At 65.1% G+C, this 23,915-nt stretch carries 23 protein-coding genes; 10 read left to right on the forward strand and 13 right to left on the reverse strand.

The features are described 5' to 3' along the window. Positions 1–275: 275 nt before the first annotated feature. The 5 genes from AU252_RS21490 (at position 276) to AU252_RS21510 (ending at position 4,736) form a co-directional block, all read left to right on the forward strand. Entirely contained in the window at positions 276–866 is a 591-nt protein-coding gene (locus tag AU252_RS21490; RefSeq protein ID WP_058932453.1) for a recombinase family protein, read from the forward strand. Then, positions 863–1,552 carry a leucine zipper domain-containing protein gene (locus tag AU252_RS21495; RefSeq protein WP_157769047.1) on the forward strand — a complete coding sequence of 230 codons (690 nt, stop codon included), beginning with the start codon at positions 863–865 and terminating at the stop codon, positions 1,550–1,552. The genes AU252_RS21490 and AU252_RS21495 overlap by 4 nt, the downstream gene beginning before the upstream one ends. A 162-nt stretch (positions 1,553–1,714) precedes the next feature. Continuing rightward, positions 1,715–2,896 carry a type III polyketide synthase gene (locus AU252_RS21500; protein WP_058932454.1) on the forward strand — a complete coding sequence of 394 codons (1,182 nt, stop codon included), beginning with the start codon at positions 1,715–1,717 and terminating at the stop codon, positions 2,894–2,896. A 45-nt stretch (positions 2,897–2,941) separates the two neighbouring features. Further along, the gene (locus AU252_RS21505; protein WP_240484425.1) at positions 2,942–3,601 is read left to right on the forward strand and encodes a class I SAM-dependent methyltransferase; all 660 of its coding nucleotides are present in this window, start codon (positions 2,942–2,944) and stop codon (positions 3,599–3,601) included. After that, positions 3,594–4,736: an FAD-dependent oxidoreductase gene (locus AU252_RS21510; RefSeq protein ID WP_058932456.1), complete on the forward strand. Its 1,143-nt coding sequence runs from the start codon at positions 3,594–3,596 to the stop codon at positions 4,734–4,736. The genes AU252_RS21505 and AU252_RS21510 overlap by 8 nt, the downstream gene beginning before the upstream one ends. Before the next feature lie 23 nt (positions 4,737–4,759). On the opposite strand, the gene AU252_RS21515 is transcribed toward AU252_RS21510, so the two are convergent. After that, positions 4,760–5,179, reverse strand: coding sequence for a nuclear transport factor 2 family protein (locus tag AU252_RS21515; RefSeq protein WP_205630602.1), 420 nt, complete (start codon positions 5,177–5,179; stop codon positions 4,760–4,762). Positions 5,180–5,238: 59 nt separating this feature from the next. On the opposite strand from AU252_RS21515, the gene AU252_RS21520 reads away from it, so the two are divergent. After that, positions 5,239–5,904, forward strand: a complete 666-nt coding sequence (locus tag AU252_RS21520; protein ID WP_058932457.1) for a peptide deformylase — start codon at positions 5,239–5,241, stop codon at positions 5,902–5,904. A 28-nt stretch (positions 5,905–5,932) separates the two neighbouring features. Here AU252_RS21520 and AU252_RS21525 read toward each other — a convergent pair whose 3' ends face one another. Further along, on the reverse strand, positions 5,933–7,930 hold the full coding sequence (locus AU252_RS21525; protein WP_058932458.1) for a S9 family peptidase: 1,998 nt from the start codon (positions 7,928–7,930) through the stop codon (positions 5,933–5,935). 102 nt (positions 7,931–8,032) lie between these two features. On the opposite strand from AU252_RS21525, the gene AU252_RS21530 reads away from it, so the two are divergent. From AU252_RS21530 to AU252_RS21545, 4 genes are all read left to right on the forward strand, one after another. Beyond that, a complete protein-coding gene (locus AU252_RS21530; protein ID WP_058932459.1) occupies positions 8,033–8,920 on the forward strand; it encodes a methyltransferase domain-containing protein in 888 nt (295 codons plus the stop codon). Between the two features lie 102 nt (positions 8,921–9,022). Then, the gene (locus AU252_RS21535; protein WP_058933099.1) at positions 9,023–9,487 is read left to right on the forward strand and encodes an NfeD family protein; all 465 of its coding nucleotides are present in this window, start codon (positions 9,023–9,025) and stop codon (positions 9,485–9,487) included. Positions 9,488–9,519: 32 nt separating this feature from the next. Next, positions 9,520–10,470, forward strand: coding sequence for an SPFH domain-containing protein (locus AU252_RS21540; RefSeq protein WP_058932460.1), 951 nt, complete (start codon positions 9,520–9,522; stop codon positions 10,468–10,470). A gap of 248 nt (positions 10,471–10,718) precedes the next feature. Beyond that, positions 10,719–11,066: an RNA polymerase-binding protein RbpA gene (locus AU252_RS21545; protein WP_003802221.1), complete on the forward strand. Its 348-nt coding sequence runs from the start codon at positions 10,719–10,721 to the stop codon at positions 11,064–11,066. A gap of 140 nt (positions 11,067–11,206) precedes the next feature. On the opposite strand, the gene AU252_RS21550 is transcribed toward AU252_RS21545, so the two are convergent. From AU252_RS21550 to prcA, 11 genes are all read right to left on the reverse strand, one after another. Then, a complete protein-coding gene (locus AU252_RS21550) occupies positions 11,207–11,950 on the reverse strand; it encodes a polyprenol monophosphomannose synthase (protein ID WP_058932461.1) in 744 nt (247 codons plus the stop codon). A gap of 117 nt (positions 11,951–12,067) precedes the next feature. After that, positions 12,068–13,723 carry an amidohydrolase gene (locus AU252_RS21555; RefSeq protein ID WP_058932462.1) on the reverse strand — a complete coding sequence of 552 codons (1,656 nt, stop codon included), beginning with the start codon at positions 13,721–13,723 and terminating at the stop codon, positions 12,068–12,070. Positions 13,724–13,786: 63 nt separating this feature from the next. Beyond that, positions 13,787–16,696 (reverse strand): DEAD/DEAH box helicase, encoded by a 2,910-nt coding sequence (locus AU252_RS21560; RefSeq protein WP_058932463.1) that lies wholly within the window; start codon positions 16,694–16,696, stop codon positions 13,787–13,789. A gap of 24 nt (positions 16,697–16,720) precedes the next feature. Then, positions 16,721–17,515: a twin-arginine translocase subunit TatC gene (gene tatC / locus AU252_RS21565; RefSeq protein WP_058932464.1), complete on the reverse strand. Its 795-nt coding sequence runs from the start codon at positions 17,513–17,515 to the stop codon at positions 16,721–16,723. Positions 17,516–17,563: 48 nt separating this feature from the next. Further along, positions 17,564–17,839: a Sec-independent protein translocase subunit TatA gene (tatA, locus tag AU252_RS21570; RefSeq protein ID WP_056340008.1), complete on the reverse strand. Its 276-nt coding sequence runs from the start codon at positions 17,837–17,839 to the stop codon at positions 17,564–17,566. 32 nt (positions 17,840–17,871) lie between these two features. After that, a complete protein-coding gene (locus AU252_RS21575) occupies positions 17,872–18,225 on the reverse strand; it encodes a hypothetical protein (RefSeq protein ID WP_058932465.1) in 354 nt (117 codons plus the stop codon). Between the two features lie 10 nt (positions 18,226–18,235). Further along, the gene (locus AU252_RS21580) at positions 18,236–20,221 is read right to left on the reverse strand and encodes a helix-turn-helix transcriptional regulator (RefSeq protein ID WP_058932466.1); all 1,986 of its coding nucleotides are present in this window, start codon (positions 20,219–20,221) and stop codon (positions 18,236–18,238) included. 106 nt (positions 20,222–20,327) lie between these two features. Beyond that, a complete protein-coding gene (locus AU252_RS21585) occupies positions 20,328–20,723 on the reverse strand; it encodes an FKBP-type peptidyl-prolyl cis-trans isomerase (RefSeq protein WP_056340002.1) in 396 nt (131 codons plus the stop codon). A 41-nt stretch (positions 20,724–20,764) separates the two neighbouring features. After that, positions 20,765–21,706, reverse strand: coding sequence for an FKBP-type peptidyl-prolyl cis-trans isomerase (locus AU252_RS21590; protein WP_058932467.1), 942 nt, complete (start codon positions 21,704–21,706; stop codon positions 20,765–20,767). Positions 21,707–21,816: 110 nt separating this feature from the next. Beyond that, positions 21,817–23,181: a Pup--protein ligase gene (gene pafA, locus AU252_RS21595; protein WP_056339994.1), complete on the reverse strand. Its 1,365-nt coding sequence runs from the start codon at positions 23,179–23,181 to the stop codon at positions 21,817–21,819. 1 nt (position 23,182) lies between these two features. Beyond that, a complete protein-coding gene (prcA, locus tag AU252_RS21600) occupies positions 23,183–23,914 on the reverse strand; it encodes a proteasome subunit alpha (protein ID WP_058932468.1) in 732 nt (243 codons plus the stop codon). Position 23,915 lies beyond the last annotated feature (1 nt).

The following is a 23,915-nucleotide window of genomic DNA, read 5'->3' on the forward strand; positions in this document are numbered from 1 at the left end:
TGCCGTCGCCTCAAGTCTCCTCCGGCACAGAACCCGTGACAATGAAGAGTTGTACGGCGCCAAATTTGGGGCAGCTTTTCACCGCCCGCGTCTAACTCGCCCGAGAGATCTTGGCGGTAGCCTCCGTCTCGTAACCTAAAGCTTTTCGAGACACCGGCGTCTCACTTCGAGAGGGTCACAGGAATCTGCGCCATGCCGGGCCGTCCAGCGTCTTGTAAAGGTGTCTCACCGTGAATCGTCTCAGGAGGGTGCCGCTCGGGGGTTTCTGAGGCACAATGGCCGGGGTGAGACATCTCGGGTATACGCGCGTCAGTACCTCGGGCCAGGATGCGAAGTTGCAACTCGATGCACTGGTCGATGCCGGGGTGCAGAAGCGTGACGTGTTCGCCGACGTCACCTCCGGAAGTAAGGCCGCTATTGAGCGGCCCGGGATGAAGAAGCTCCTTGCATATGTGGAGCCGGGCGATACCGTCGTGGTTTGGCGGGTGGATAGGCTCGGGCGATCCTTGATTGATGTTTTGAACACGGTGAACCTGCTGCGGGATCGCGGCGTGTACCTGAGGTCTGTCTCGGACGGAATTGATCCCACAACAACGTCGGGCCGCCTGATGCTGAATATGCTCGCGACGCTGGCTGAGTACGAACGGGAGCTGATCGTCGAACGCGTGAACGCTGGCATCGCCGCGGCGCGCCAGGGCGGCACCCGCTTTGGCCGGCCCATGTCCGATCCGCTGGTCGTCGCCGACAAGCTCAAGATCGCCCAGGACGCTCGCGCGAAGGGACGCACCGCTGAGGACGCGGCTCGTTTGGTGGGCTGGAGCCGCGCAACGCTTTACCGCCATCAACAGGCGGCTTCCCGGTTATGAAGCATGGGCTGTCGGCCGAAGACCGCGCGTCGCTGCTCCGGCAGCACCTCGACGACGGAGTTCCCCTTGCCAGGATCTCCAGTCAGGCCGGCGTCCCCCTCCGCACGCTACAGCGGTGGACGGCTGTGCTCCGCGCCGACGGCTCGGTTAGGGCACTGGGCCGCCGGCCACGCTCGGACCGAGGCAGCCATTCGGTCCCGCCTGAGATCGTTGGCGCGATCGAAGGCCTCGCGCTTCGCCGCCCGGCACCAACCATCGCGTTCATCCATCGACGGATTAGTGCCGTCGCGCTCGACCGCGGCATGCCTGCCCCCGGCTACTCGACGGTCCGGGCGGTCGTTGCCGCCATCGATCCTGGGCTGCGAACCCTGGCGCTCGAAGGCGACGCCGCGTACCGGGACAGATTCGAGCTGGTCTATCGGCGCACCGCCAGGCGCGCGAACGAGCAGTGGCAATGCGACCACACCGAGCTGGACATCGAGATCGTCGACACCGCCGGCGCCTCCGCCCGCCCATGGCTGACCGTCGTACTCGATGACTACTCCCGCGCCATAGCCGGCTACACCGTCTTCACCGGGGCGCCGACCGCGCTGCAGACAGCCTTGGCCCTTCATCAGGCCGTGCAGCGCAAAAATCACCCGGCTTGGCCCGTCATGGGTCTGCCCGATGTTCTCTACAGCGACTGACCGCGCCAAATATCGCCGCGAAAAACACGCCAAATAGCGCAGAGAATCACAAATTCGCCGGCCCCCGCTTTTGTGTCCGGAACACCGGCCGGCGGCACAGGAAACGGCTCCCCGGCCAGCCCGGCCATTGTCTAATCCGGTGTGCTCGCCAAGAATGAACCAATGACGGTCTACGTGCGTTCACTCGAAACTGCTGTTCCGCCCACCGTGCTGGTTCAGACCGAAGCCCGGGACGTTTTTGCAGCTCAGCCTGGCCTGACCAGGCTGGGCTCGCGACTGGTGAGTACTTGCTTCGATTCAGCCGCCATCGATACGCGCCATACCGCCGTCCAAGAAATGACCATGGCGTTCCGTTCGGACGATCCGCAGTTCTTTGATCCATCTACGGGCCTGCTCCTGAACCCCACCACCAAGGTGCGCAACGAGTTCTTCGCACGGGAGGTCACCAAACTTTTCATCGAGTCCGCCCGGGCTGCCGTGAACGCCTGCCCGGATCTGTCCTTGCTTGACATAACCCACGTCATTACCGTCTCCTGCACAGGATTCTTCAACCCCGGTCCTGACTATAAGATCGTCCGTGCGTTGGGGTTGGACCCTGCCGTCCAGCGTTATCACCTCGGATTCATGGGCTGCTATGCCGCCTTTCCGGCGCTGCGGGCCGCCAAGTCGTTCTGCGAAGCAGATCCGCAGGCCGTTGTCCTGGTGGTCTGTGCCGAGCTGTGCTCCCTGCACGTGCGGACTTCGAACGATCCCGACACCATCATGGGTTCGGCGCTGTTCGCCGACGGCGCGGCGGCAGCCATCATTACGGCCCGGAACGATCCGGACGCGCCTGCGCTGATGCAACTGGACCACTTCGAAACCGTCCTTACGCCGGTGGGCGAGGAATCCATGGCCTGGAACATCGGCGACCATGGCTTCGAAATGGTGCTGGGCAACTACGTCCCCCACATCATCGACGATCACATCATCGGCGCCCTCGCGCCGCTGCTGGCCCGGGATCCCTCGCTGCGCGGACTCCCCTACCGGGACATCCGCCATTGGGCCATCCATCCCGGCGGCCGGAGCATCCTTGACAAGGTCCAGACGCGCCTTGAACTCACCGACGAGCAACTCGTTCCGGCACGGGATACGTTGCGGGACTACGGCAACATGAGCAGTGCCACCGTGCTGTTTGTCCTCAGGCACATCCTGGAGCAGCCGCCGGTGGAGGGTGAGGAACGCATCTGCTCCATGGCGTTCGGCCCCGGACTCACGGTGGAGACCGGGCTCTTCACGAAACTCCGCCAGGCAGCCACCGGGAAACGGGCGGTGCAGCCAGAGGCGGCCTCGTCGCTGGTCTGACCTGTGTCCCTGATGCGGCAAAGGGCTGCGGACGCAGTGGAAATGATGGACCTGCCGGACTGTGATCCCACCAAACTGGAGCTCACGTACCGGCAATTCGGACTGGTGAACCGGCTCTTCTCCGGCTGGCGGCAGCTGTACTGCCGCGAGCTTCGCCCTCTGCTCTCCCACGACTCTGAAACCACGCTCCTCGACATAGGATGCGGCGGCGGGGACCTGGCACGCCAGCTCGCCCTCTGGTCCGCCCGGGACAAACTGCTGCTCGAGGTCACCGGCATTGACCCGGACGCCAGGGCATACAGCTACTCGTTACGCCGCCCCCACCACGCCTCAGTCCGGTTCCGCCAGGCGGACAGTGCCGACATGGTCCGCGAAGGTCGCCGGTTCGACGTCGTCATCTCGAACCACGTCATCCACCACCTCCAACCAGCGGACCTGGCTCAGCTCCTGGCAGATTCGCAAGCCCTGGCGCGCCGGATTTCCCTGCACAACGACCTCCGCCGGAACATCGCAGCCTACGCACTTTTCTCCCTGGCGGCCCTCCCCTTCCGCGGCTCGTTCATCCGTGCGGACGGCCTGACCTCGATCAGGCGCAGCTACACCCCGGCGGAACTCACCGCCGCCGCTCCCCCCGGCTGGCAGGTGGCGCGCCACTCCCCTTTCCATCAGGTCCTCATGCACGGTCCGGACCATCCCGATGGCTGACGTGGTGATCGTCGGCGGCGGACCCGTGGGTCTGTATCTCGCCGCCCTGCTGCTTCAGGAAGGCGTCGCGGTCCAGGTCCTTGAACAGCGGCTCCACCGGGAACACCACTCGCGAGCCATCGGCATCCATCCCCCCGCCCTCGCGGCGCTGAACAGGGCATCGGTGGCCAGCGCCATGGTTGATGCCGGCGTGCAGATCCGCGGCGGCATTGCAGTCAGCGGCGCGAAGACCGTAGGGTCAATGTCTTTCGCGTCGGTCTCGGAGCGCTTCCCGTTTGTCCTGTCGCTCGCCCAGGTCACAACGGAATCCCTGCTGGAGCGGCGTGTAGACGAACTCGACGGTGCGGCGCTCGTCAGGGGCGCCAGGGTGACGGAAATAGCGGACGACGGCGGACTGGTCACCGTCCGTGCTGCCGCCACCAAGACAGGGGGTGCCGGCACCCGGATCACCTCACGGTTTTTGGTCGCCGCCGACGGCTCTCGGTCCCTGATGCGCAGCCTGCTGGGCATCCCGGCCACGTCCCGAACCTATCCCGACCATTATGTGATGGGTGATTTCGAAGGTACCGGCAAAAACCTGAACGAAGCCGTCCTGTACCTCGAAGCCGAAGGGATAGTGGAATCCTTTCCGCTGCCGGGCGGTCTCCGCCGCTGGGTAGTGAGGGTTCCCCGGCCCGAACCGGTCCCGGACGCCGTCGAACTGGCACGGTTGGTCCACCACCGCACGGGGATCCGGCCGGACCCGGCCACCAACACCATGCTCAGTAGCTTCAGCCCGCGCTCCACGGTGGCGTGCCGATCAGTCTCGGGGCGGGCCGTCCTGATCGGTGATGCTGCCCATGAAATAAGCCCCATCGGCGGCCAAGGCATGAACCTTGGCTGGCTGGACGCGGCGGAACTCGCGCCGATCATCTGTGATGCCCTGGCGGGGAAACCGGTTGGCCAGCGCCTGCACGCCTATTCCGCCCGGCGTCGTAAGGCCGCGTCGGTGGCACGATGGCAGTCCGAAGTGAATATGACGCTGGGGCGCCCGCTGGGGCGGCCGCTCGTGGCCTTGAGGAACCGGGCAGTCAGCGCCGTGTCCGGCTTTCCGGCGGCCAACAGGCTGGTGGCCCGCCGGTTTACCATGCAGTAACCCCCGCGCCGAAGGGCTCCGGGTCAGGAATTCACGAAGTAGCAGTCGTAACTGTCCTGGCTGATGATCAGGCCGTCCCGGACTTCAAAGACCGACGACGTCCGGGCGCGGATGGTCTCCCCGGCATCCCAGTACCGCAGGTCCATCAGCGTCCGCGCCGACCAGTCGGCCTCCACCACAACCCGACCGCCTTCGCAGGTAGTGCGGCGGATCTCGAACTTCTGGTCCGCCACTACTTCGCCGCTTTGATCGAGGCCAGCCATCGCCTGGTCCCGCGTCCGCATGGAGCCTTCAGCCGCGAGTAGATGCGGCGCCTCGACCAACACGAAGTCCGCAGCGAGGAAACGGCCGATGGCCCCGCCGTCACCGCCGGCTTCCAGGGTCCGGATAAAGTCCAGGACAAGTTCCAGTGCGTTGGGTTCGGACGCAATCAGTTCAGCCATGGCATCGACATTAGCCGACGCGGCCGACGCCCTGCGGCGTCCGCCGCTAGGCTTTCCGCATGACCGCTGTATCACCGCCCACTTCATTCACTCCTGCGCACCTGAGGGAACGGGTGCAGGAAATCCTGTCTGCGGGATCGCTGCCGCCCATCGTCCAGGCCGGGAATCCCGTACTCCGCCAGCGGGCCGCGTCCTTCGACGGCCAGATCAGCGCCGCCGAGCTGGACCAGTTGATTGCCCTCATGCGCGACGTGATGCACGAAGCCCCTGGTGTGGGGCTGGCCGCCCCGCAACTCGGAATCCCGCTGCAGCTGGCAGTCCTTGAGGACCAGTACGACGTCGACCCCGAGGCCGCTGCACTGCGGCACCGTAGCCCGCTGGAGTTCCTCACCATCATCAACCCGCACTACACGGCCGTCGGAACGGAAAGCGCCGCGTTCTTCGAGGGGTGCCTCTCCCTGACCGGCCTGCAGGCAGTGGTAGTACGGCCAGAACGGGTGCTGCTCCGGTTCGACACCCCCGGAGGCCGGGCGTCGGAACGGGAATTCGAGGGCTGGCAGGCGAGAATTGTGCAGCACGAAACCGATCACCTCCATGGCACCCTCTACGTTGACCGCGCCGAGTTGAGGTCCTTGAGCTCCAACGCCGAGTACGCCGCCAACTGGGCCGAGCCGGGGATCGGAAAGGCGCGTGCAGCCCTGGGCTTCCTGCCCGAGAACCCCTGACGCGCCTGCACTCCAGCACGCCTCCTCGTCACTCCGGCGGTGCGTCTGCCGGATTTGCGTCGGTCGGGAGGAACCGAGCCCACCAGCGCAGGATGTGCTCGAATCTCTGACGCCGGTGCTGCGGCCTGCCTGACCGGGAAAGTTCATGGTCCTCGCCCGGGAACACCAGCAGCTGGGCTTCCACACCCCGCCGCTTCAGGGCCGTGAAATACCGCTGGCCCTGCTCCAGCGGACACCTGAGATCGTTTTCGCTGTGGATGACCAGCGTCGGGGTCTGCACGATGCCCACGTGCTCGAACGGGCTTTGCGCGGCGACCCCCACCGTTGAGCTGCCGAGATATTCGCTGCCGAAGTACCAGCCAATGTCGGCCGAGCCCTCGAAACTGACCGGGTCCAGGAATCCACGCTCCACAATGGCACCCTGGAACCTGTGGTGGTGCGCGATGGTCCAGGCGGTCAGGTATCCGCCGTACGAGCCGCCCATGATGCCCAGCCGGCCCGCGTCCAGCGCCGGAAATTTGGCCAGCGCCCCGTCCAGGAACGCGAGGACATCCTCCATGTCGTCGGTGCCAAAGCGGCCCTTGATGGCCAGCCCGTGTTCCCGGCCGTAGCCGGCAGAGCCGCGCGGATTGCACATCAGCACGGCATAGCCCGCAGCCGCGTACACCTGGGCTTCGTCGAACAGGGCAACGGTGAACTGGGCAAACGGCCCGCCATGGATGTTCAACAGGACCGGGTGCGGACCCTTACCCGCAGGCCTGACGAGCCAGCCATGGACGGGATAGCCATCGGGTGCCTCAAACGTCAGCTCCTGTGGAACCACAATGTCCGTCTGTGTCCGCAGAACGGCCGAAAAGTCTGTCAGCAGCCGCAGCTGCCCGTCGTCGAGCACTCCGACGTCCCCGTGAGTAGACGGATCGCCGAATACGACGAGCAGCGAACCACCCGCCCAGGCAGCCCCCGTCACCACCTTGTCACCGTGCACCAGCAGGGCATGCCCGCCCGTCGCCCCCAGCTCGAGGAGCTCAACTGAGCCTTGCGCGTTGTTCAGGACCAGGGCGTGGTCCGGGCCGCGGAGCTCAATCCGGGCACCCGGGGCGGCAACGTCCATCAGCTCAGGGTCGGTCAGCGCGACCGGCACGCCGCCGTCGGCCGTAACGCAGTACAGCACGGCGTTACGTGCCACGAAGTCCCGGCCGGAGCCGCCCAGGTCCCGGGCAATGTAGAACAGCCATCTGCCGTCCCGGGACTGCCGGACCTCCGATACGGTTTGAGGTGCGGCTACTCCCTTATCCACAGGGAGGGGGTCGCCGCCGGTGACCGGCACCCTGTAGACCAAGGTGGCCAAATCGTCATCGTTCTCCGGCGGTGCTGCCACAAAGTAGACGGCTGATCCGTCTGCGCTGAAAACTCCGGAGCTGGCGTCCGTGGCGAGCGACGTGAGCTGCCGGGCTTCCGGCAGCGACGGAGCCGCAGGCGGTGCCAGCGGTTCGCCGCCGAGTTCCGGGACGTCCACGATGAACAGCTGCTGCGGCTTGTCGCGCGTGTAGCCAACGCTGTTCAGCCTGTACTGGTAGGAGGAGATCAGCCGTGGGGCCTCCGCCTCCGCGGTGATGGCTTCGCTGCTGCCGTACCGTCCGGCCTCGGGCTCGCGGGAGCTGAAGACTATCCGGTGCGAATCAGGAGACCAGGCGAAGGATTCCACTCCGAGCAGCCTGTCGGTAATGACCTGGGGTTCACCGCCGCCGGCCTCCACCACGACGAGCTGCGCTTTCGATGATGGTCCGCCTGTCCGGAGGAAGGCGAGGACCAGTCCATCAGGAGAGAAGGCAGGGCCGGTGTCCCGGAAGCCCCTGGTTATTCGCCGCGGCAGCTGCTCCTGGTTCAACGGGATGTTCCACAGCTGGCCCACGTAGGAATCAGCAGTGAAATCCGGCCTGGTCACCGACACAACAGCACGGCTGCCGTCCGGGTGAACCGCCGGCGCGGAGACGGAATTGAGCAGCGGGAGGTGTTCTGGCTTCACCCACGTGAGCCTAACGTGCGGCTTTCCCCCAAGCGAACATGCGGCCGGAACACTCCCGCGCGGGCTCCGCGCCGGCCCGCTCCCCGCCCTAAGATGGTCCGTATGCCATCAAGCCCTCTCCCTCCGCTGCGCTGCCCCGTGTGCGGCGCCGCACTGAATGTCCGGGGCGGGCCGGGTGACGCGGCCCGCAAGGCCTTGGTCTGCGGATCCGGGCACGGCTTCGACGCGGCGAAGCAGGGCTACTTCAACCTGCTGGTGGGCAAGGGGACAGTCTTTGAAGCCGACACCGCAGGGATGGTGGCGGCCCGGTTCGCTTTCCTCGACGGCGGACATTACCGCCCCCTGGCAGACGCCGTCGCGGCCGCCGTCGCGCCCGGGATAAGCCCGGGCGAACCATTCACAGTCCTCGATTCGGGTACGGGGACCGGCCACTATCTCAGGGTGGTGCTGGATGAGGTGCAGCGGCGCACGGCCAGCTACGCCGCCGTCGCGCTCGACATCTCCAAGTTCGCGCTCCGCCGCGCCGCGCGCCTCAACCCCGAGGCGATCAGCCTTGCCTGCGATGTGTGGCAGCCGCTCCCGGTGGCCGACGCCGCCGTCGACGCCATCACGGTGATCTTCGCCCCCCGCAACGCCGCCGAATTCGCCCGGGTCCTCCGCCCCGGCGGAAGGCTGGTGGTGGTGACGCCGCGCGCCGGACACCTTGCCGCCGTTGCCGCCCAGGCAGGGATGCTGTCCATCGAGGACGACAAGGACGCGCGGCTGGCAGAATCCCTCTCGCCGCACTTCGCCGCCGAGTCCACCCGGGACCTGGATATCCTGATGATGCTAACGCCCGGCGAGCTGGCTGACCTGGCCTTCATGGGTCCGGCCGGGCACCACCTGGACCGCACGGCCATTGCAGCCAAAATCGGGAGTGGTGGGGTGTCGACCCAGGTGGAGGCACGATTCCGGATCACGGTCTTCCGTCCGGCACGGTCCGCACCGTAACGACTTGGCCACGTTCAACCGCTGCCCTTCACGCAACCTGCCGTCCTGCTTTCCGGCGGACTAGGATAAATAGACAGCTACCGAATGGTCAAGGGGGACGGAATGTTTGAATGGCTCGGCGAAAACTGGTGGGCCCTGTGGCTCACCGCCTTCCTCGCGTTCGCAGTGATCGAAATGATCACCCTTGACCTGTTCTTCATCATGCTCGGCGGCGGAACAGTTGCCGCGCTCGTCGCAGATTTTGCCGGCGCTGACCTGTGGCTGCAGATTGTGGTGTTCTGCGTGGTCTCCCTGCTGATGATCGCCTTTGTCCGCCCGGTGGCACTAAGCCATCTGAAAAAGGGACCCGCCGACCAGCGCACCAACATTGACCGGCTCATCGGCGAGCAGGCCCTGGTGATGGAAGCAGTCAGCTCCACCGGCGGCCTCGTCAAGATCGGGGGCGATGTCTGGAGCGCCCGGTCCTCCGGTGGCGTCCTGCCTGCCGGCCAGAAGGCGGTGGTCTCCGCCATCGACGGGGCCACGGCTGTGGTTTCCGCCCAGCCGGAGCAGGCCACTCAGTCCTAAGTACAGCCTAACAATTGGGGAATAGGAGTCGTATGGATAACGCAGGAGGAGCCGCCCTGGCCATTGTGCTGGTGGTCCTGATCGTGTTCGTGATCATTGTCTTGGTCCGCTCGGTGCGGATTATCCCGCAGGCGAGGGCCGGCGTCGTTGAACGGCTCGGCAAGTACCAGCGGACCCTTAACCCGGGACTCACCATCCTGATCCCGTTTGTGGACCGGCTCCTGCCGCTCCTGGACCTGAGGGAGCAGGTGGTGTCCTTTCCACCGCAACCGGTCATCACCGAAGACAACCTGGTGGTGTCCATCGACACTGTGGTGTACTTCCAGGTCACTGACCCGCGCGCCGCCACCTATGAGATTGCCAATTACATCCAGGCCGTGGAGCAGCTCACCACTACCACCCTGCGTAATGTTGTGGGCGGCCTGAACCTGGAAGAGGCGCTCACATCCCGCGACCAGATCAACGGCCAGCTGCGCGGTGTCTTGGACGAGGCAACCGGCCGCTGGGGCATCCGGGTCTCGCGCGTGGAGCTCAAGGCCATTGACCCGCCCCACTCGATCCAGGACTCGATGGAGAAGCAGATGCGGGCCGAGCGAGACCGCCGCGCTGCGATCCTCACGGCCGAAGGCACCAAGCAGTCCGCCATCCTGACGGCCGAGGGCCAGCGGCAAGCATCGATCCTTGCGGCTGAGGGCGACGCCAAGGCGGCCATCCTCCGCGCAGACGGTGAGGCACAGGCCATCCAGAAGGTCTTTGACGCCATCCACAAGGGCAACCCCGACCAGAAGCTCCTGGCCTACCAGTACCTTCAGACGCTTCCGAAAATCGCAGAGGGATCATCAAACAAGCTGTGGATCGTTCCCAGCGAAATTGGCGAGGCACTCAAGGGCATCGGCCAGGCGCTCGGGGGTACTAATCCTGGTCCGACCGCGGGCGGCGGCGGGCTGTTCGACGAGGAACCCGCTAAACAGCCTGGGTCCTGACACGGATTTGCCTCATACGGGGCGGGAGGGGATTCGCGCTTGGTCGCGGGTCCCCTCCCGTTTTGCGGCTAGGCCCCAGGCCGGTATAGTTGAGTATTTGTCCGGTCGGACCAGATCCGCTGGAACAAGAAAGCTTCGCAATGCGTTGAATCTTATGATGCAGCACAGTGCACACAGTAGTCCGGGGCGGTTATGCCGTTCCGGCTTGCGTGGAGTCCTGCTCCGCGAACCGACCAGAGGGAGAAAACATGAGCGATCGCAGCCTGCGGGGTATGCGCCTTGGCGCGCAGAGCATGGAGACCGAGTCCGGCGTTGAGCCGGCTCCGCGCCAGCGCGTCGAATACCGGTGCGAGGACGGCGAGCAGGTCTTCGTGACGTTCTCTTCAGAGGCTGAAATTCCTCCTGTGTGGGTTTCCAAGACCGGCAAGGAAGCGCTCCTCGTCGATGGCGAACGTCCGGACACCAGCAACGAAAAGGCTGTCCGTACGCACTGGGACATGCTCCTGGAGCGCCGTTCCCTTCCGGAGCTGGAGCAGATCCTCGAGGACCGGCTGACCATCCTGCGCGAACGCCGTGGCGAACGGCGCAGCGCCTGACCCCAGCGGCGGTCACGGCCTCCCGCCGAGGTCATAGCGTCATCGATTGACGCGATCTGAACGATTAAGAAGGGCCGGGCCGGCAACGTGATCACGTTTGCCGGCCCGGCCCCTTATCTTTGTCCTAACGGCGTTGCAGGTCAGCCCTGGGCCGGATCCTTCTTGCCTGTGAGCTTGTTCCAGCGTGCCTGCAGGCCCCACCTGGTGACGTTGACCATGGCCTCAACAACAATGTTGCCGCTCATCTTTGACGCTCCGAGCTCGCGCTCCACGAACGTAATGGGGCGTTCCTCGATCCTGAGGCCCAGCTTGGCTACACGCCACGCCAAGTCAACCTGGAAGCCGTAGCCCACTGAATCGACAAGGTCGAGGTTCAGTTTTTCCAGCGTGGTCCGCCGGAAGGCGCGGTAGCCGCCGGTGACGTCCTTGATCTTCAGGCCCAGCATCAGCCGGGCGTACGTGCTGCCAGTGCGTGAAATCGCCTGCCGGTACAGCGGCCAGTTGACCACGCTGCCACCGGGTACCCAGCGGGATCCCATGGCAAGGTCCGCGCCCTGATCAACGGCTTCCAGCAGTTGGGGAAGCTGTTCGGGCTGGTGTGAGCCGTCCGCATCCATTTCCACCAGGACGTCGTAGCCTGCCTCGAGTCCCCATTTGAACCCGGCAATGTAGGCGGCTCCCAGGCCTGCCTTGCCTTTGCGGTGCAGGACGTGAACCTGTGCATCCTCGGCGGCAAAGCCGTCCGCAAGCTGACCGGTGCCGTCCGGGCTGTTGTCGTCCACCACCAGTACGTCCGAGGCCGGTACGGCTGCGCGGAGGCGTTGAAGAGTCTTGGGCAGCGATTCCAGCTCGTTGTAAGTAGGAATGATGGTGAGGACGCGCACAAAGGGCCTTCCTGGACGGGAGCGGTCGGAGCGGCTGAACCGTAGCGGAGTAGCTGGCGGTCAGGCGCAACTACCTATTATAGGGCGCTTTATGGGAGCGTTGGCCGGTGTGTCCGGTCAAGAGCGCAGTGCCGGACTCGAATGCAGCTCCACGCCGTCCTTCACGGTCTGCAGGCACACCGGGTCCACGCCGGTATCAAGTGCCGGGAGAAGGGGCGTGCGGGCACGCGGATCCGTGCTCCAGGACTGGACGCGGCCGTCCGCCACCTGGACCATGAGCTCCTCAGCATCCCAAACAGCGAAACTGGCTGGTGCGCCGGGAACCAGTTGCCCGGCCATCGGGTTGTGGTGCTTTGCTGCCCGCCACCCCGCGCGGGTGTGGCCGAGGAACGCTGCGCGGGCCGAGATCCGTTCAGCGTGGTTGTGGTGTTCCAGGCAGGCACGCACGCTGGACCACGGGCGCAGTGGTGTCACCGGGCTGTCGCTGCCGAAGCAGATAGGAACACCGGCAGCATAGAACGAGGCAAACGGGTTCATGGAGCGGCTCCGGCTCCCCAGGCGCTGCTCATACATGCCGCCTTCGTTCCCCCAGTCAGCGTCGAACCGTGGCTGGGCGCTGACTGTGACGGAGTAGCGGGCCAGCTGTTGCACTGATTTGGGGTCTGCGACTTCCACATGTTCGAAGCGGTGGCCGGCGGCACGGATCCGTTGTTCGCCCACTTCGGCGGCCGCGAGTTCCAGTGCCTCCAGCGCGGCATCAAGTCCCGCGTCGCCGATGACGTGGAAGCCGCCCTGGATGCCCAGCAGCGAGCAGGCCGCCAGGTGGGCGCCGGCCTGCTCTGCCGAGAGGTAGAGGCTGCCCCGCTCCCCCGCCGCGTCGCTGTAGCCGGCCCTCAGTGCCGCTGTCCTGGAGCCGAGGGAACCGTCAATGTTCAGGTCGCCTGCCAGGCCGCGCACGGATACGCCCAGTTCGTCCAGCAGCGCCCGGGCCTGCTCCTCGGAGGTGGCCAGTTCGCCCCAGTACGGCAGGATTTCCGGCATGGCCTCTCCGGCCGCCGTGTTCCACGCGGCGGCAAGGCGAAGGTCGGAAACTCCGCCTATATGCGGCGCGGCCATCTCCGCCAGTGCCACATAACCGTTTTCGGCCGCTTCGGTCAGGGCGCGCCGCTGGTAGGTCAGGAGGCTGGCCTCCGGGAGCCGCCGTGCTTCCTGGCGGGCCGCTGTATGGGCGGCCCGCTTCACTTGTGAACCCGCACTGTAGCCGTCCAGTCCGCCAAGCCCGGCGGCGGCAGCCAAGGAGGAAGAGACCAACGCCGAATGCGCATCCACCCTGGCCAGGAACACCGGCCTGCCGCCGGCCGCCTGCTCAAGCTCCTCGGCCGCCGGCAGGGCCGGGTCCTCCCACGTGGATTCATCCCAGCCATGACCCAGCAGGGGGCCGTCGCCTTTGGCTGCGGCCACGGCATCGAGTAATTGCCGGGCGGAACGGATCCCGCCCAGCTGGAGGGAACCCAGTGCGATGCCGGTTTCCGTGAGGTGGACGTGGGAGTCAACAAACCCCGGCGCTACGAGGGCGCCATGGAGGTCGATGATCTCCATGGAGCTGTCAGCGATGGAGGATGCCGCCTGCTCGGAGCCGACCCAGGCCACGGTGTCGCCGTCAACCAGCATGGCGGTGGCAAAGGGGTCTGCTGCTGTGTAGACCGAGCCGTTGCGGTACAGGACCACCTTCCGCTCGTGCGGCGCGGGCGTGGTGGAACGTTCAGTGGTCATGCGGGCGAAGCTCCTGGGGCTAGGGGGAAGAAGGCAGGCTGTCGGTGCATCAGAGCCGGGACATCAAAGTACGGAAGAGTAGGCCACGACGCCGCGGCGGATGAGTGATATTGCTTCTGCGCAAAGCCTGGAGACGCGCGGATCCAGGCCGGGAATCTTGGCGAGCTGGTCCAGGAGGTCGATGACCTGTTTGACCCAGCGGACGAAGTCGCCTGCCGCCAGGTCCGTGCCGTTGAGGACTTCCTGGAGGTGCCGTCCCTTGGCCCATTTGTACATCGGCCAGACAAGACCGAGTTCGGGTTCGGCAGTCAGCGGAAGTTTGTTCGACTCTTCCACGTCCTCCAGGGCCGACCATTCCCGGATCACCACATCCACGGACGATTCAAGCGAGACGCTGGGCATCCGGGGGCGGAGGCCCCTGTCCTCGCGTTTGGCCTGGTAGACCAGGACGCTGGCCAGGGCCGCTACTTCGACGGCGTCCAGGTCGTTGAGTGCGCCCAGCCGCAGTGCTTGCGAAATCAGCAGGTCCTTCTCGCCGTAGATCCGGCGGAGCCGCTGGCCATCCGGGCTGATGGCCAGGCGCCCGTCAGCTCCTGCTTCCAGGTAGCCGTAGGCGGAGAGGACATCACAGACGCGATCGAAGGTCTTGGCAATGGTGTTGGTCCGGCCCTGGATCTGCCGGACCAGGGCATCCGTCTCCCGGCGCAGCTTCCACCAGCGCTCAGACCAGCGGGCGTGGTCTTCACGCTCGCTGCAGCCGTGGCAGGGGTGGGCCCGGAGCGCCCGGCGAAGCGCCGTGATGCGTTTCTCCTGATGGGGCAAAACGGACCCCAGGCCAAAATCGGTGCTGCGGCCGGGGGCAGGCGGGCGGTTCTCGCGCAGTGCATTCCTGGCCGACGATGCGAGGTCACGCCGGGATTTCGGGACCTTTGCGTTGAACGACTTCGGAATCCGGATCCGTGTCAGGGGCGCGATGGGGCCCTCAAGGTCCTCGGAGCCGATTCGCCTGAGCTGGTTGTCGAGCGTCAGGATGGCAGGCCGGGGCTCCCTGCCGCTGTGGTCCGAGCTGAGCACAATCGCCGGTCCGGGCGCCCGCCCGCCCGGGACGTCCACCACGTCGCCGGGCATCAGCCGCGCCAGGGAGTCTTCATTCAGCGACTTATGAGCCCGGGACTTGCTGCGGGAGGTGACATTCTCGGCGTCGGACAGTTCACGGCGCAACCGGGCATACTCGGTGAAGTCTCCGAGGTGGCAGGTCATGGATTTTGCGTATCCCGCGAGGGACTCTTCGCGGCTGCGCACCTGCTTGGCAAGTCCGACAACGGACCGGTCAGCCTGGAACTGCGCGAAGGAGGATTCAAGGATTTCCCGCGCACGGGCGCGGCCAAACTGCGCCAACAGGTTGATGCTCATGTTGTACGTCGGCCGGAAGCTTGAGTTCAGCGGATACGTACGCCGCGAGGCGAGGCCGGCAACAGCGGCAGGGTCCGTGCCCGGCTGCCACAGGACAACGGCATGTCCTTCGATGTCGATGCCGCGGCGGCCCGCGCGGCCGGTCAGCTGCGTGTACTCCCCCGCGGTGATGTCCACATGGGCTTCGCCATTGAACTTGTCGAGCTTTTCCAGGACCACGGATCGGGCCGGCATGTTGACGCCCAGGGCCAGCGTTTCGGTGGCGAACACAGCCTTGACTAGGCCCTCGACGAATAGCTTCTCCACTACTTCCTTGAACGTGGGAAGCATGCCGGCATGGTGGGCCGCGAAACCACGCAGCAGGCCATCCCGCCACGTCCAGAAGCCGAGGACGTCCAGATCCTCTGACGGGATGTCCTGCCCGGCCTCATCAACGCGCTGCGCAATGATCTGCTGCTCCTTCTCCGTGGTCAGCCAGAGTCCGGACGAGACACATTGGGCAACGGCGGCATCGCAGCCTGCCCGCGAGAAGATAAACGTGATGGCGGGCAGCAGGTCCTGCCGGTCCAGGCTGGCAATTACTTGGGGCCGGCTGGCCTTCCGGACGGCGCCGGGCTGGGCTCCCTGCCGGGGGCGGTCCTCTGTCCGCTGCCGGTGCTGCCGGCGCTGGCTTCGTCCGCCGTGGCCGAAGCGTCCGGCGAAACTTTGCTGGCCTTCGCTGCGGGCCATCTTGAGCAGGTCCGGATTGACCTCGAACCCCGGCCCGTCCGCGTCTTTCGTGGCCGAGGTGAGCCGCTCCTGGACCGGTAGTGGAGCTCCGGTCTCCGCATCCGCGGGCGGGGCGATTTCGTCGAAGGTGGTTTCTCCGGCGAACAGGTCCACGATGTCCCGGCCCACCATGACGTGCTGCCACAGGGGAACCGGGCGGTGCTCGGAGACAATGATGTCGGTGTCGCCGCGCACGGTATCCAGCCAGGCGCCGAATTCTTCTGCGTTGGAAACTGTGGCGCTGAGGGAAGCTACCTGGACTTCGCTGGGGAGGTGGATGATGACTTCCTCCCAGACGGCACCACGGAAGCGGTCCGCGAGGTAGTGGACTTCGTCCATGACCACAAAGCCGAGGTCATCCAGGGTGTCCGAGTCCGCGTAGAGCATGTTCCGGAGGACTTCCGTGGTCATGACCACCACGGGGGCGTCGCCATTGATGCTGGTGTCCCCCGTCAGGAGACCGACGTTTTCCGCCCCGTACTTTTCGGAGAGTTCCGTGAATTTTTGGTTGCTCAGTGCCTTGATCGGGGTGGTGTAGAAGGCCTTGAGGTTTCGTTCCAACGCGAGATAGATGGCAAATTCGCCCACGATGGTTTTGCCGGCACCTGTGGGGGCAGCCACCAGCACTCCCTTGCCGTCCTGGAGGGACCGGCAGGCGAGGCGCTGGAATTCGTCAAGTTCAAAATCAAGGGTGCGGACAAACCCGCCGAGGTAGGTGCCCGCTTCGGCCGTGCGTTCCGCGCTGGCCCGGTAGCTTTCAGAGGGCGAGAGTGGCCCGGAAATAGAGGACATGCCTCAAGCCTAGTGCGCCGCGCGCTACAGGTTATTCAGTTCGCTGCCGGGCGTCGCGATGTCGGCTGTCGCGTCCGTCTCAGCAGCCTGTTTCGCCACGCGCTTCTCGCGGCGCTTGTCGTTGAAGATGCAGAGCCCGATGGCCGCGAAGAACAGAATCAGCAGCGGCGCAGCCAACAGGAACATGGACAAGGCGTCCGTGCCTGGTGCAGCCAGCGCGGCCAGGACAAAGACCAGGAAAACGATAATCCGCCAGGCTTTGAGAATGGTCCGGCCCCTGACGACGCCGGCCATGTTGACGCCGACCAGGATCACGGGGACCAGGAAAGAGATCCCGAGGATGAGCAACATCTGGGTAGCGAACGTCAGATAGTCGGTGGCCGAGATGTTGTTGGCGCCGGTGGCGGGTGTGAACTGTAGCAGCGCCCTGACTACGGTGGGGAACACCAGCCAGGCCACAAACACGCCGGCCAGGAACAGCGGCACAGCGGCCGCCATAAAGCCGAGCGTGTAGCCGCGTTCCTTCTTGGTCAGACCCGGGGTGATAAAAGCCCACACTTGATAGATCCAGACAGGGCTGGAGATAACCAGCCCTATCTGGATGGCAATCTGGATCTTGAAGGCAAAAGGATCTGCGATGGTCGCGAAGTTCAGGACCGCAGTGCGCCCAGTATCCCGGGCAATGGAAATCAGCGGGTCCGACAGGCTGGCCACAACTGGATCGTAAAGAAACCAGCCACCCACGCCGGCAAGCAGCACAGCAATCGCCGATTTGATCAGCCGGTTCTTTAGCTCTTTGAGGTGGTCCCAAAGAGCCATCCGCCCCTCAGGGTTGGACTTACGGCCCCGCGTCAGTGCCACCTCGGGTTAGGCGCGGGTCGACGGCGGAACGTCAGTGCCGTCCGTCGGCTCACCGGGCTTCGCCGGCGGGTGGTTAACGATCTTGCCTTCCACCGGGCCGGAAGCTGTGTCGGTGGAGTCGGTTTTGCCGTCGTTCTTCATTTCCTTGACCTCGGACTTGATGATCCGCATGGACTGGCCAAGGCTGCGGGCCATGGCAGGGAGTTTGGGCGCGGCGAAAAGCAGCAGCGCAACGACGATGATAATGACAATTGGCCACGGGCCATCAAAGAGTCTTCCCACGGGAAATCCTTTCCTCTAACAACATCCTACGTCTAACTGAGATTGAGATCGCGAAGCGACTGGGGCTGGCCCCGGTCGTGCTTACGCTGGACGCGCCTCTGGCGGCGGCCCTCCCGGCGGGATGACTTGGATGCGTCGTAATCATGACGCATCTGGGCCGGTGAGGCAAAAACAGCCGCACCGGGCTGAGCCGACCCTAGCGGCTGGGAGCCGTCATCGACGGTGGCCGCTGCCGGCGCCAAGTGCGCCACTTTGGCTCCGGCGGCGCCCAGGTCCTTCATTACCGCCATGAACTGGCGGTACAGCCGGATGCCCAGGAGGACATAGAAGAGCAGGGAGAGCGCAATAAGCGCAATCCAGATCAGGATCCAGGACCACCAAGGCATGCTGACGAGTCTAGCCGCCGTACCGGGCCAGGGCCGCCTCGATCCAGTCCAGCGCCGCCGCTCCAAGCTCGGAAGGTTCGAGGATCCTGGCGGCCCCGCCGTGCTGGGCCACGAACATGGGCAGCCAGGCAGTGCTGCCAAACCGGATCTCGGCCACGAGGCCGCCGTCGGGAAGGGGCGCCACACGTTCGGCGTAATAGTCGTCTGCCAAGCCGGCGCCCTGCCTGGTGAGCTGTACGAGGACCGTGGTGTCGTCGTCGTTGGGGGTGAACAGCTTGGCCGGGAAGCCTTCGCCGGGCCGGACCTGCGTGGATGAGGGATTTCCGTTCGGGTGGACCTCCTGGACCCGGTCCAGCCTGAAGTTCCGCAGCCCCTGGGCCGAATGGCAGTAGGCCTCGAAGTACCAGGTGTTGTCCAGGGAATACAGGCGGAGCGGATCCACGTCCCGTTCGGAGACCTGGTCGCGCTGGGCGGAAACGTACACGAGCCGCAGCTGCGACCGCTCCTGGATTGCACCACGGACAACGTCAAGGACGGCCGAATCCGCGGGTCCCACCTCCGGACCGGCAAGCGAACCGGCCCGCAGCCCTTCTTCGCCGGCCGCTGCCATCAGCTTGAGGGTCACCGACTCCAATGCACCGCCCTCAGCAAGTTCGGGAAGCCCATTGAGCGTCTCGAGCCCGGTCAGCAGCGCGCAGGCCTCGTCCACAGTGAACCGGACCGGCCTCTTGAGATCCAGGTCCTGGGTGATGTAAACGTGGCCTTCCTCCCAATGGATGTCGAGGAGGTCGTCAGGGTATCCCTCGGGAAGGCCGGAGCAGATGAGGATCCGCAGGTCGCTTTCCAGCTCCCCTGCCGTGACACCGAAGCGGGCGGCGACGTCCTGGATGTGCAGTCCCTGGTTGTGGACCAGGAACGGAACCAGCTGCAGCATGCGTTTGAGCTGGTCCTCAGAGGTGCGTTTGCGGACGGCGCGGCCCCGCGGTGCGTCCGCAAACAGATAGGCAGGGGTGGGAGCAGCGCAGAAGGCGGCCGCGTTGCGCAGCCGGTGCCGCACGGCTGCGACCAGCTCGTCGGGAGCATGTGCCACAGCGTCCGGGCCATAGGATGCGAGCTCCTCGGCCAGCACCTCAGCGTCCCTGAAGTTGACCTGCAGCCGTTCGTAGCCGGCGTCGGGCGTTCCCGCACTCCCGTCGGCAACCGGCGTGGCGCGCCGGCGCAGGCCAAGGAGGCGGCCCTCCCGGACGTCCACGACGGCGGTCCGGAGCGGGAGCTCCGGAAGCCGGTCCAGTTCTGCGCGGACATTGAAGTTCGGCGGCGCCGGGTAGGTTTCCTTCTCCAGCACCGTGACGGGGCCCGTGAACCGGGAGAGCCGGAAGTGGCGCGGTGCCTTGCGCGAGCGGTCGTAGCCGGTCAGATACCACTGGCCGAAGCGGCTGCCGAGGCCCCACGGCTCCACCGTCCGTTGCTCTTCCTTGCCGGTGGTGCCTGCCAGGTAGGCAAAGCTGACGGGGTGCTGGGCGTGCATGGCAGCCACCACATCATCAAAGGCCTGGCCCGCCGGCCGGATCCGCGGCTGAACACCAACCGGAAGTTCGACGTCGGACACGGTACCGGAGGCCTGGAGCTTGCGGAGGGCGCTGGCAGCGGCGGTTCCCAGGGCGGCACGCTCCCACAACTGGGACGCCAGGAGGAGGACGGTCCACTCCCCCGGGTTGAGCTGGACATCAGGCAGGCGGTTCGATTCCTTGCCGATGCGGTAGCGGGTGGTGGCCGGATCATCTTCGCTCCAGCCGAGGTCCGTGACGGTTTCCACATCGAAGCCGAACTGCCGGAGGTCATTCTTGTCCCGCTCAAACATCCTGCCGAAGGCCACGTCGTTGCCGGACGTGTCATGGTAGACCTTCGCCCGCAACTCTGCCCGGCGCAGGCCGTATTTGGTGTTCAGCAGGGCTATCAGGAGGTTCAGCAGGCGTTCAGTACGGGAGACGGACACGCTGGCTACGTTACTAAACTCCTCCGCGGAAAGCAGAAAGCGCGGCAACCAACAGGAAAACAAAACCCTGATTGTTACCGCGCCTTCCGGCGTTACGATGCTTCGGTCAGCGGACGCCCACGAGGTCCACCACGAAGATCAGCGCTTCGTTGGGGCCAATGGCTCCGCCGGCCCCGCGGGAGCCGTACGCCAGTTCGGAAGGAATCTCCAGGCGGCGGCGGCCGCCCACCTTCATGCCCAGCAAGCCCTGGTCCCAGCCCTGGATGACCTGGCCCACGCCCACACGGAAGTCCAGCGGGGCGCCGCGGCCCCAGGAAGCGTCGAACTCTTCGCCGGTGGACCAGGCCACACCGACGTAGTGGGTGGAGACAGTGTCGCCCTTTTTGGCCTCGGCACCGTCACCCTCGATGAGGTCGGTGATAACCAGTTCGGTGGGGACATCGCCTTGCGGGAAGTCAATTTCCGGCTTCTGGCGGTCGAAATCGCGCTGACCAAATGACATGGTTGCTCCTTTGATTATTTGGGTGGGTGATGTGTTGCTGTTTACTTGACGCCGAGGATGTCCACAACGAAGACAAGGTCACCCTTGGCTTCGCCCTGGCCGGCATCACCGTACGCGAGGTCCTTGGGGACCACCAGGAGGACCCGGGAGCCCACCGTCTTTCCCGCCAGTCCCTGGGTCCAGCCCGGAATGACGCCGGTCAACGGGAAGCTGGCCGGCTCGCCGCGGTCAAAGCTTGAATCAAATTTAGTGCCGCCCACGAGGTTCACGCCAACATAGTTGACGGTCAACGTGTCGGTTTCCTTAACTTCCGCGCCGGTGCCCTTGATCAGGTCCTGGGACACGAGTGCTGTGGGCGCGGCGATTCCGTCAACGGAGATCTCCGGCACGCCCTGGTCATTGTCCTTCACGGTCGGCAGGCCGGCCGGCGGGGTGACAGTCTCGCCTTCGGGCTTTGCGAGCGGAGCGACGGTCTGCGGTGCGTCCTTGGTGGAGAGCACCTTGATCAGGAGAAGCTGCGTTGGCTGGGCGGGGGCGCCTTCAGCGGTTGCGGCCTGGCCCGGGATGGCCAGGGCAAGGCTCGAGCCGACCTTGGAGCCAACAAACGCGCTGTAGATAACCGGGCTTCCGGTCTTCAGGTCCTCGTTCAGCTGCAGGGGTTCGGGCTCGCCGGGGAAGGTGTCCTCCAGCGTGGATCCGTCCGCACCGCTGAGCGCGAGGATGGAGATGTTTGCGATCTGGTTCTCTTTGACCCGGTCACCGTCACCTTCGGCGACCACCTTGATGGTGGGTTCGGTGACTTCGAGGGGCTTGGAGAACTCGACACCGGGAGCCTTCTTGTCCCCGTTGTCCGTCAGTTTCAGGGAGTCGAACTTGGCAGTGTCACCGGCAGACTGGCTGGTGGGTTCCGGTGCTGCGGGCGAACCGCCACAAGCGGTAAGCAGCAGCAGGCCGGGGATCAGGATTGCTAGGAGTCGGCGCACGTAAGAGAACTTTCGTCGGGGCAGGGTGGACGCGGAACCGGAATCAGGCGCCCGGCACCGCTGCAAGGCCAAGGAACGGCCCCATCAAGGATAGCCCGTGAACCTGAACGTCAGCCCATAGAGCCCAGCAGGGCATCCACCCTCTCATCGACGCTTCGGAAGGGATCCTTGCACAGGATGGTCTGGTGCGCGCGGTCGTTCAGCTTCAGGTGCACCCAATCAACCGTGTAATCCCTGCCCAGTTCCTGGGCGCGCCGGACGAAATCGCCCCTCAGCTTGGCCCGCGTGGATTGCGGCGGCACGTCCACGGCGTCTTTGATCACGGTATCGTCCACAACCCGCCGAACCGCACCCCGGGACTGCAGGATGTAGTACAGCCCGCGGCTCCGCGAAATGTCATGGTACGTAAGATCCAGCTGGGCAATCCTGGGCGCGTCCAGGCCCAGGCCGTGCCGCTGCCGGTAGTTGTCCATCAGTTTTTTCTTGATGGCCCAGTCGATTTCCGTGTCGATGGTGCTGGTGTCACCGCTCTCGATGGCGTTCAGGGTCCGTTGCCAAAGATCAAGGATGAACGGTACGTGGGGATTGTGGGCCCCTTGCTCCTGAACAAAGGCCGTGACCTTGGTGAGGTACTCCTGCTGGATCTCCAGGGCCGTGAGCTGGCGGCCGTTGGCCAGACGGACCAGCGCCCTTCCACTGAGGTCGTGGGAAATCTCGCGGATGCTGCGGATGGGGTTTTCCATCCTCATGTCGCGCATGATCACTCCCGCCTCAATCATGCGCAGGATGAGGTCCACGGTGCCGACCTTGAGCAGGGCTGTGGTTTCGGACATGTTGGAGTCGCCCACAATGACATGGAGCCGGCGGAAGAATTCGGCGTCGGCGTGCGGTTCATCGCGGGTGTTGATGATGGGCCGTGACCGGGTGGTTGCCGAGGAGACACCCTCCCAGATGTGGTCTGCCCGCTGGGAAAACGCGTACGTGGCCCCGTGCGGAGTCTTCAGGATTTTCCCTGCGCCGGCGATCAGCTGGCGGGTCACTAGGAAGGGAATCAGGATCTCCGCGAGCCGGGAAAATTCGCCGCGGCGCGGGATGAGGTAATTTTCATGGCTGCCGTAGGAGTTGCCGGCCGAATCGGTGTTGTTCTTGAACAGGTAGACCGTGCCGTTGAATCCTTCCGCGGCCAGCCTTGCCTGTGCCTCGTCAACGAGGTCGTCGAGAATCAGCTCACCCGCGCGGTCGTGCGCAATGAGCTGGGCCAGGTCATCACATTCGGCCGTGGCGTACTCAGGGTGTGAGCCGACGTCGAGGTACAACCGGGAGCCGTTGGTCAGGAACACGTTGGATGACCGTCCCCAGCTGACCACCTTGCGGAACAGGTACCGGGCCACTTCTTCCGGGGCCAACGGCCTCGAATCGGGGCTCGAATACGAGATTCCGAACTCGGTCTCGATACCGAAGATTCTCTTGTCCATCTCAGTCCTCCTCAGCAAGCAGCGCCGTGATATCAGAATCGTTGAGCCGCCGGAAGGCTCTGCGGAAACCCCTGGAGGTCTCCGACTGCCGGTCCAGCACGGCAACCTCCACGGCCTTGGCGGGAAGGGTTCCTCCCGCTTCGCCCTGTTCAGCGGCCGGGTCTGGGCCGCTGGTCAGGCCGCGGGTAGCCAGGCGGACAGCGCCTGCGAAACGCAGCGACGGTCGCCAGCCCTCGGCGATGACCGCCGAGACACGCTCCGCCTGGCCGCCCATCACGATGAAGCCGTGCTCGTCGGCGATGGACCCGTCGAAGGTGAGCCGGTAGAGGTGGTCCAGTTCCGGCGTGGGGCCAACCTCGGCGACGGCCAGTTCCACTTCGAAGGGTTTCTGTTCCGCGGTGAAGACGGCACCGAGGCTCTGCGCGTAGACACTCGCGAGCCCGCGTGCAGTGACGTCCTCGCGGTCGTAGGAGTAACCACGGACATCCGCATACCGCACTCCGGCCTGGCGCAGGCTTTCGAATTCGTTGTACTTGCCGACGGCAGCAAACGCGATTTTGTCGTAGATTTCGCCGATCTTATGCAGTGAGGGTGAGGGGTTCTCAGCGACCAGGGCAATACCGTCCTGGCAGCTGATGACCACCACGGACCTGCCGCGGGCGATGCCCTTCCGTGCGAAGTCCGCACGGTCCTTCATCAGTTGTTCAGGCGAGACATAGAACTGCTGCGTCATC

It is taken from the genome of Pseudarthrobacter sulfonivorans, from assembly GCF_001484605.1.
Classification (GTDB): domain Bacteria; phylum Actinomycetota; class Actinomycetes; order Actinomycetales; family Micrococcaceae; genus Arthrobacter; species Arthrobacter sulfonivorans_A.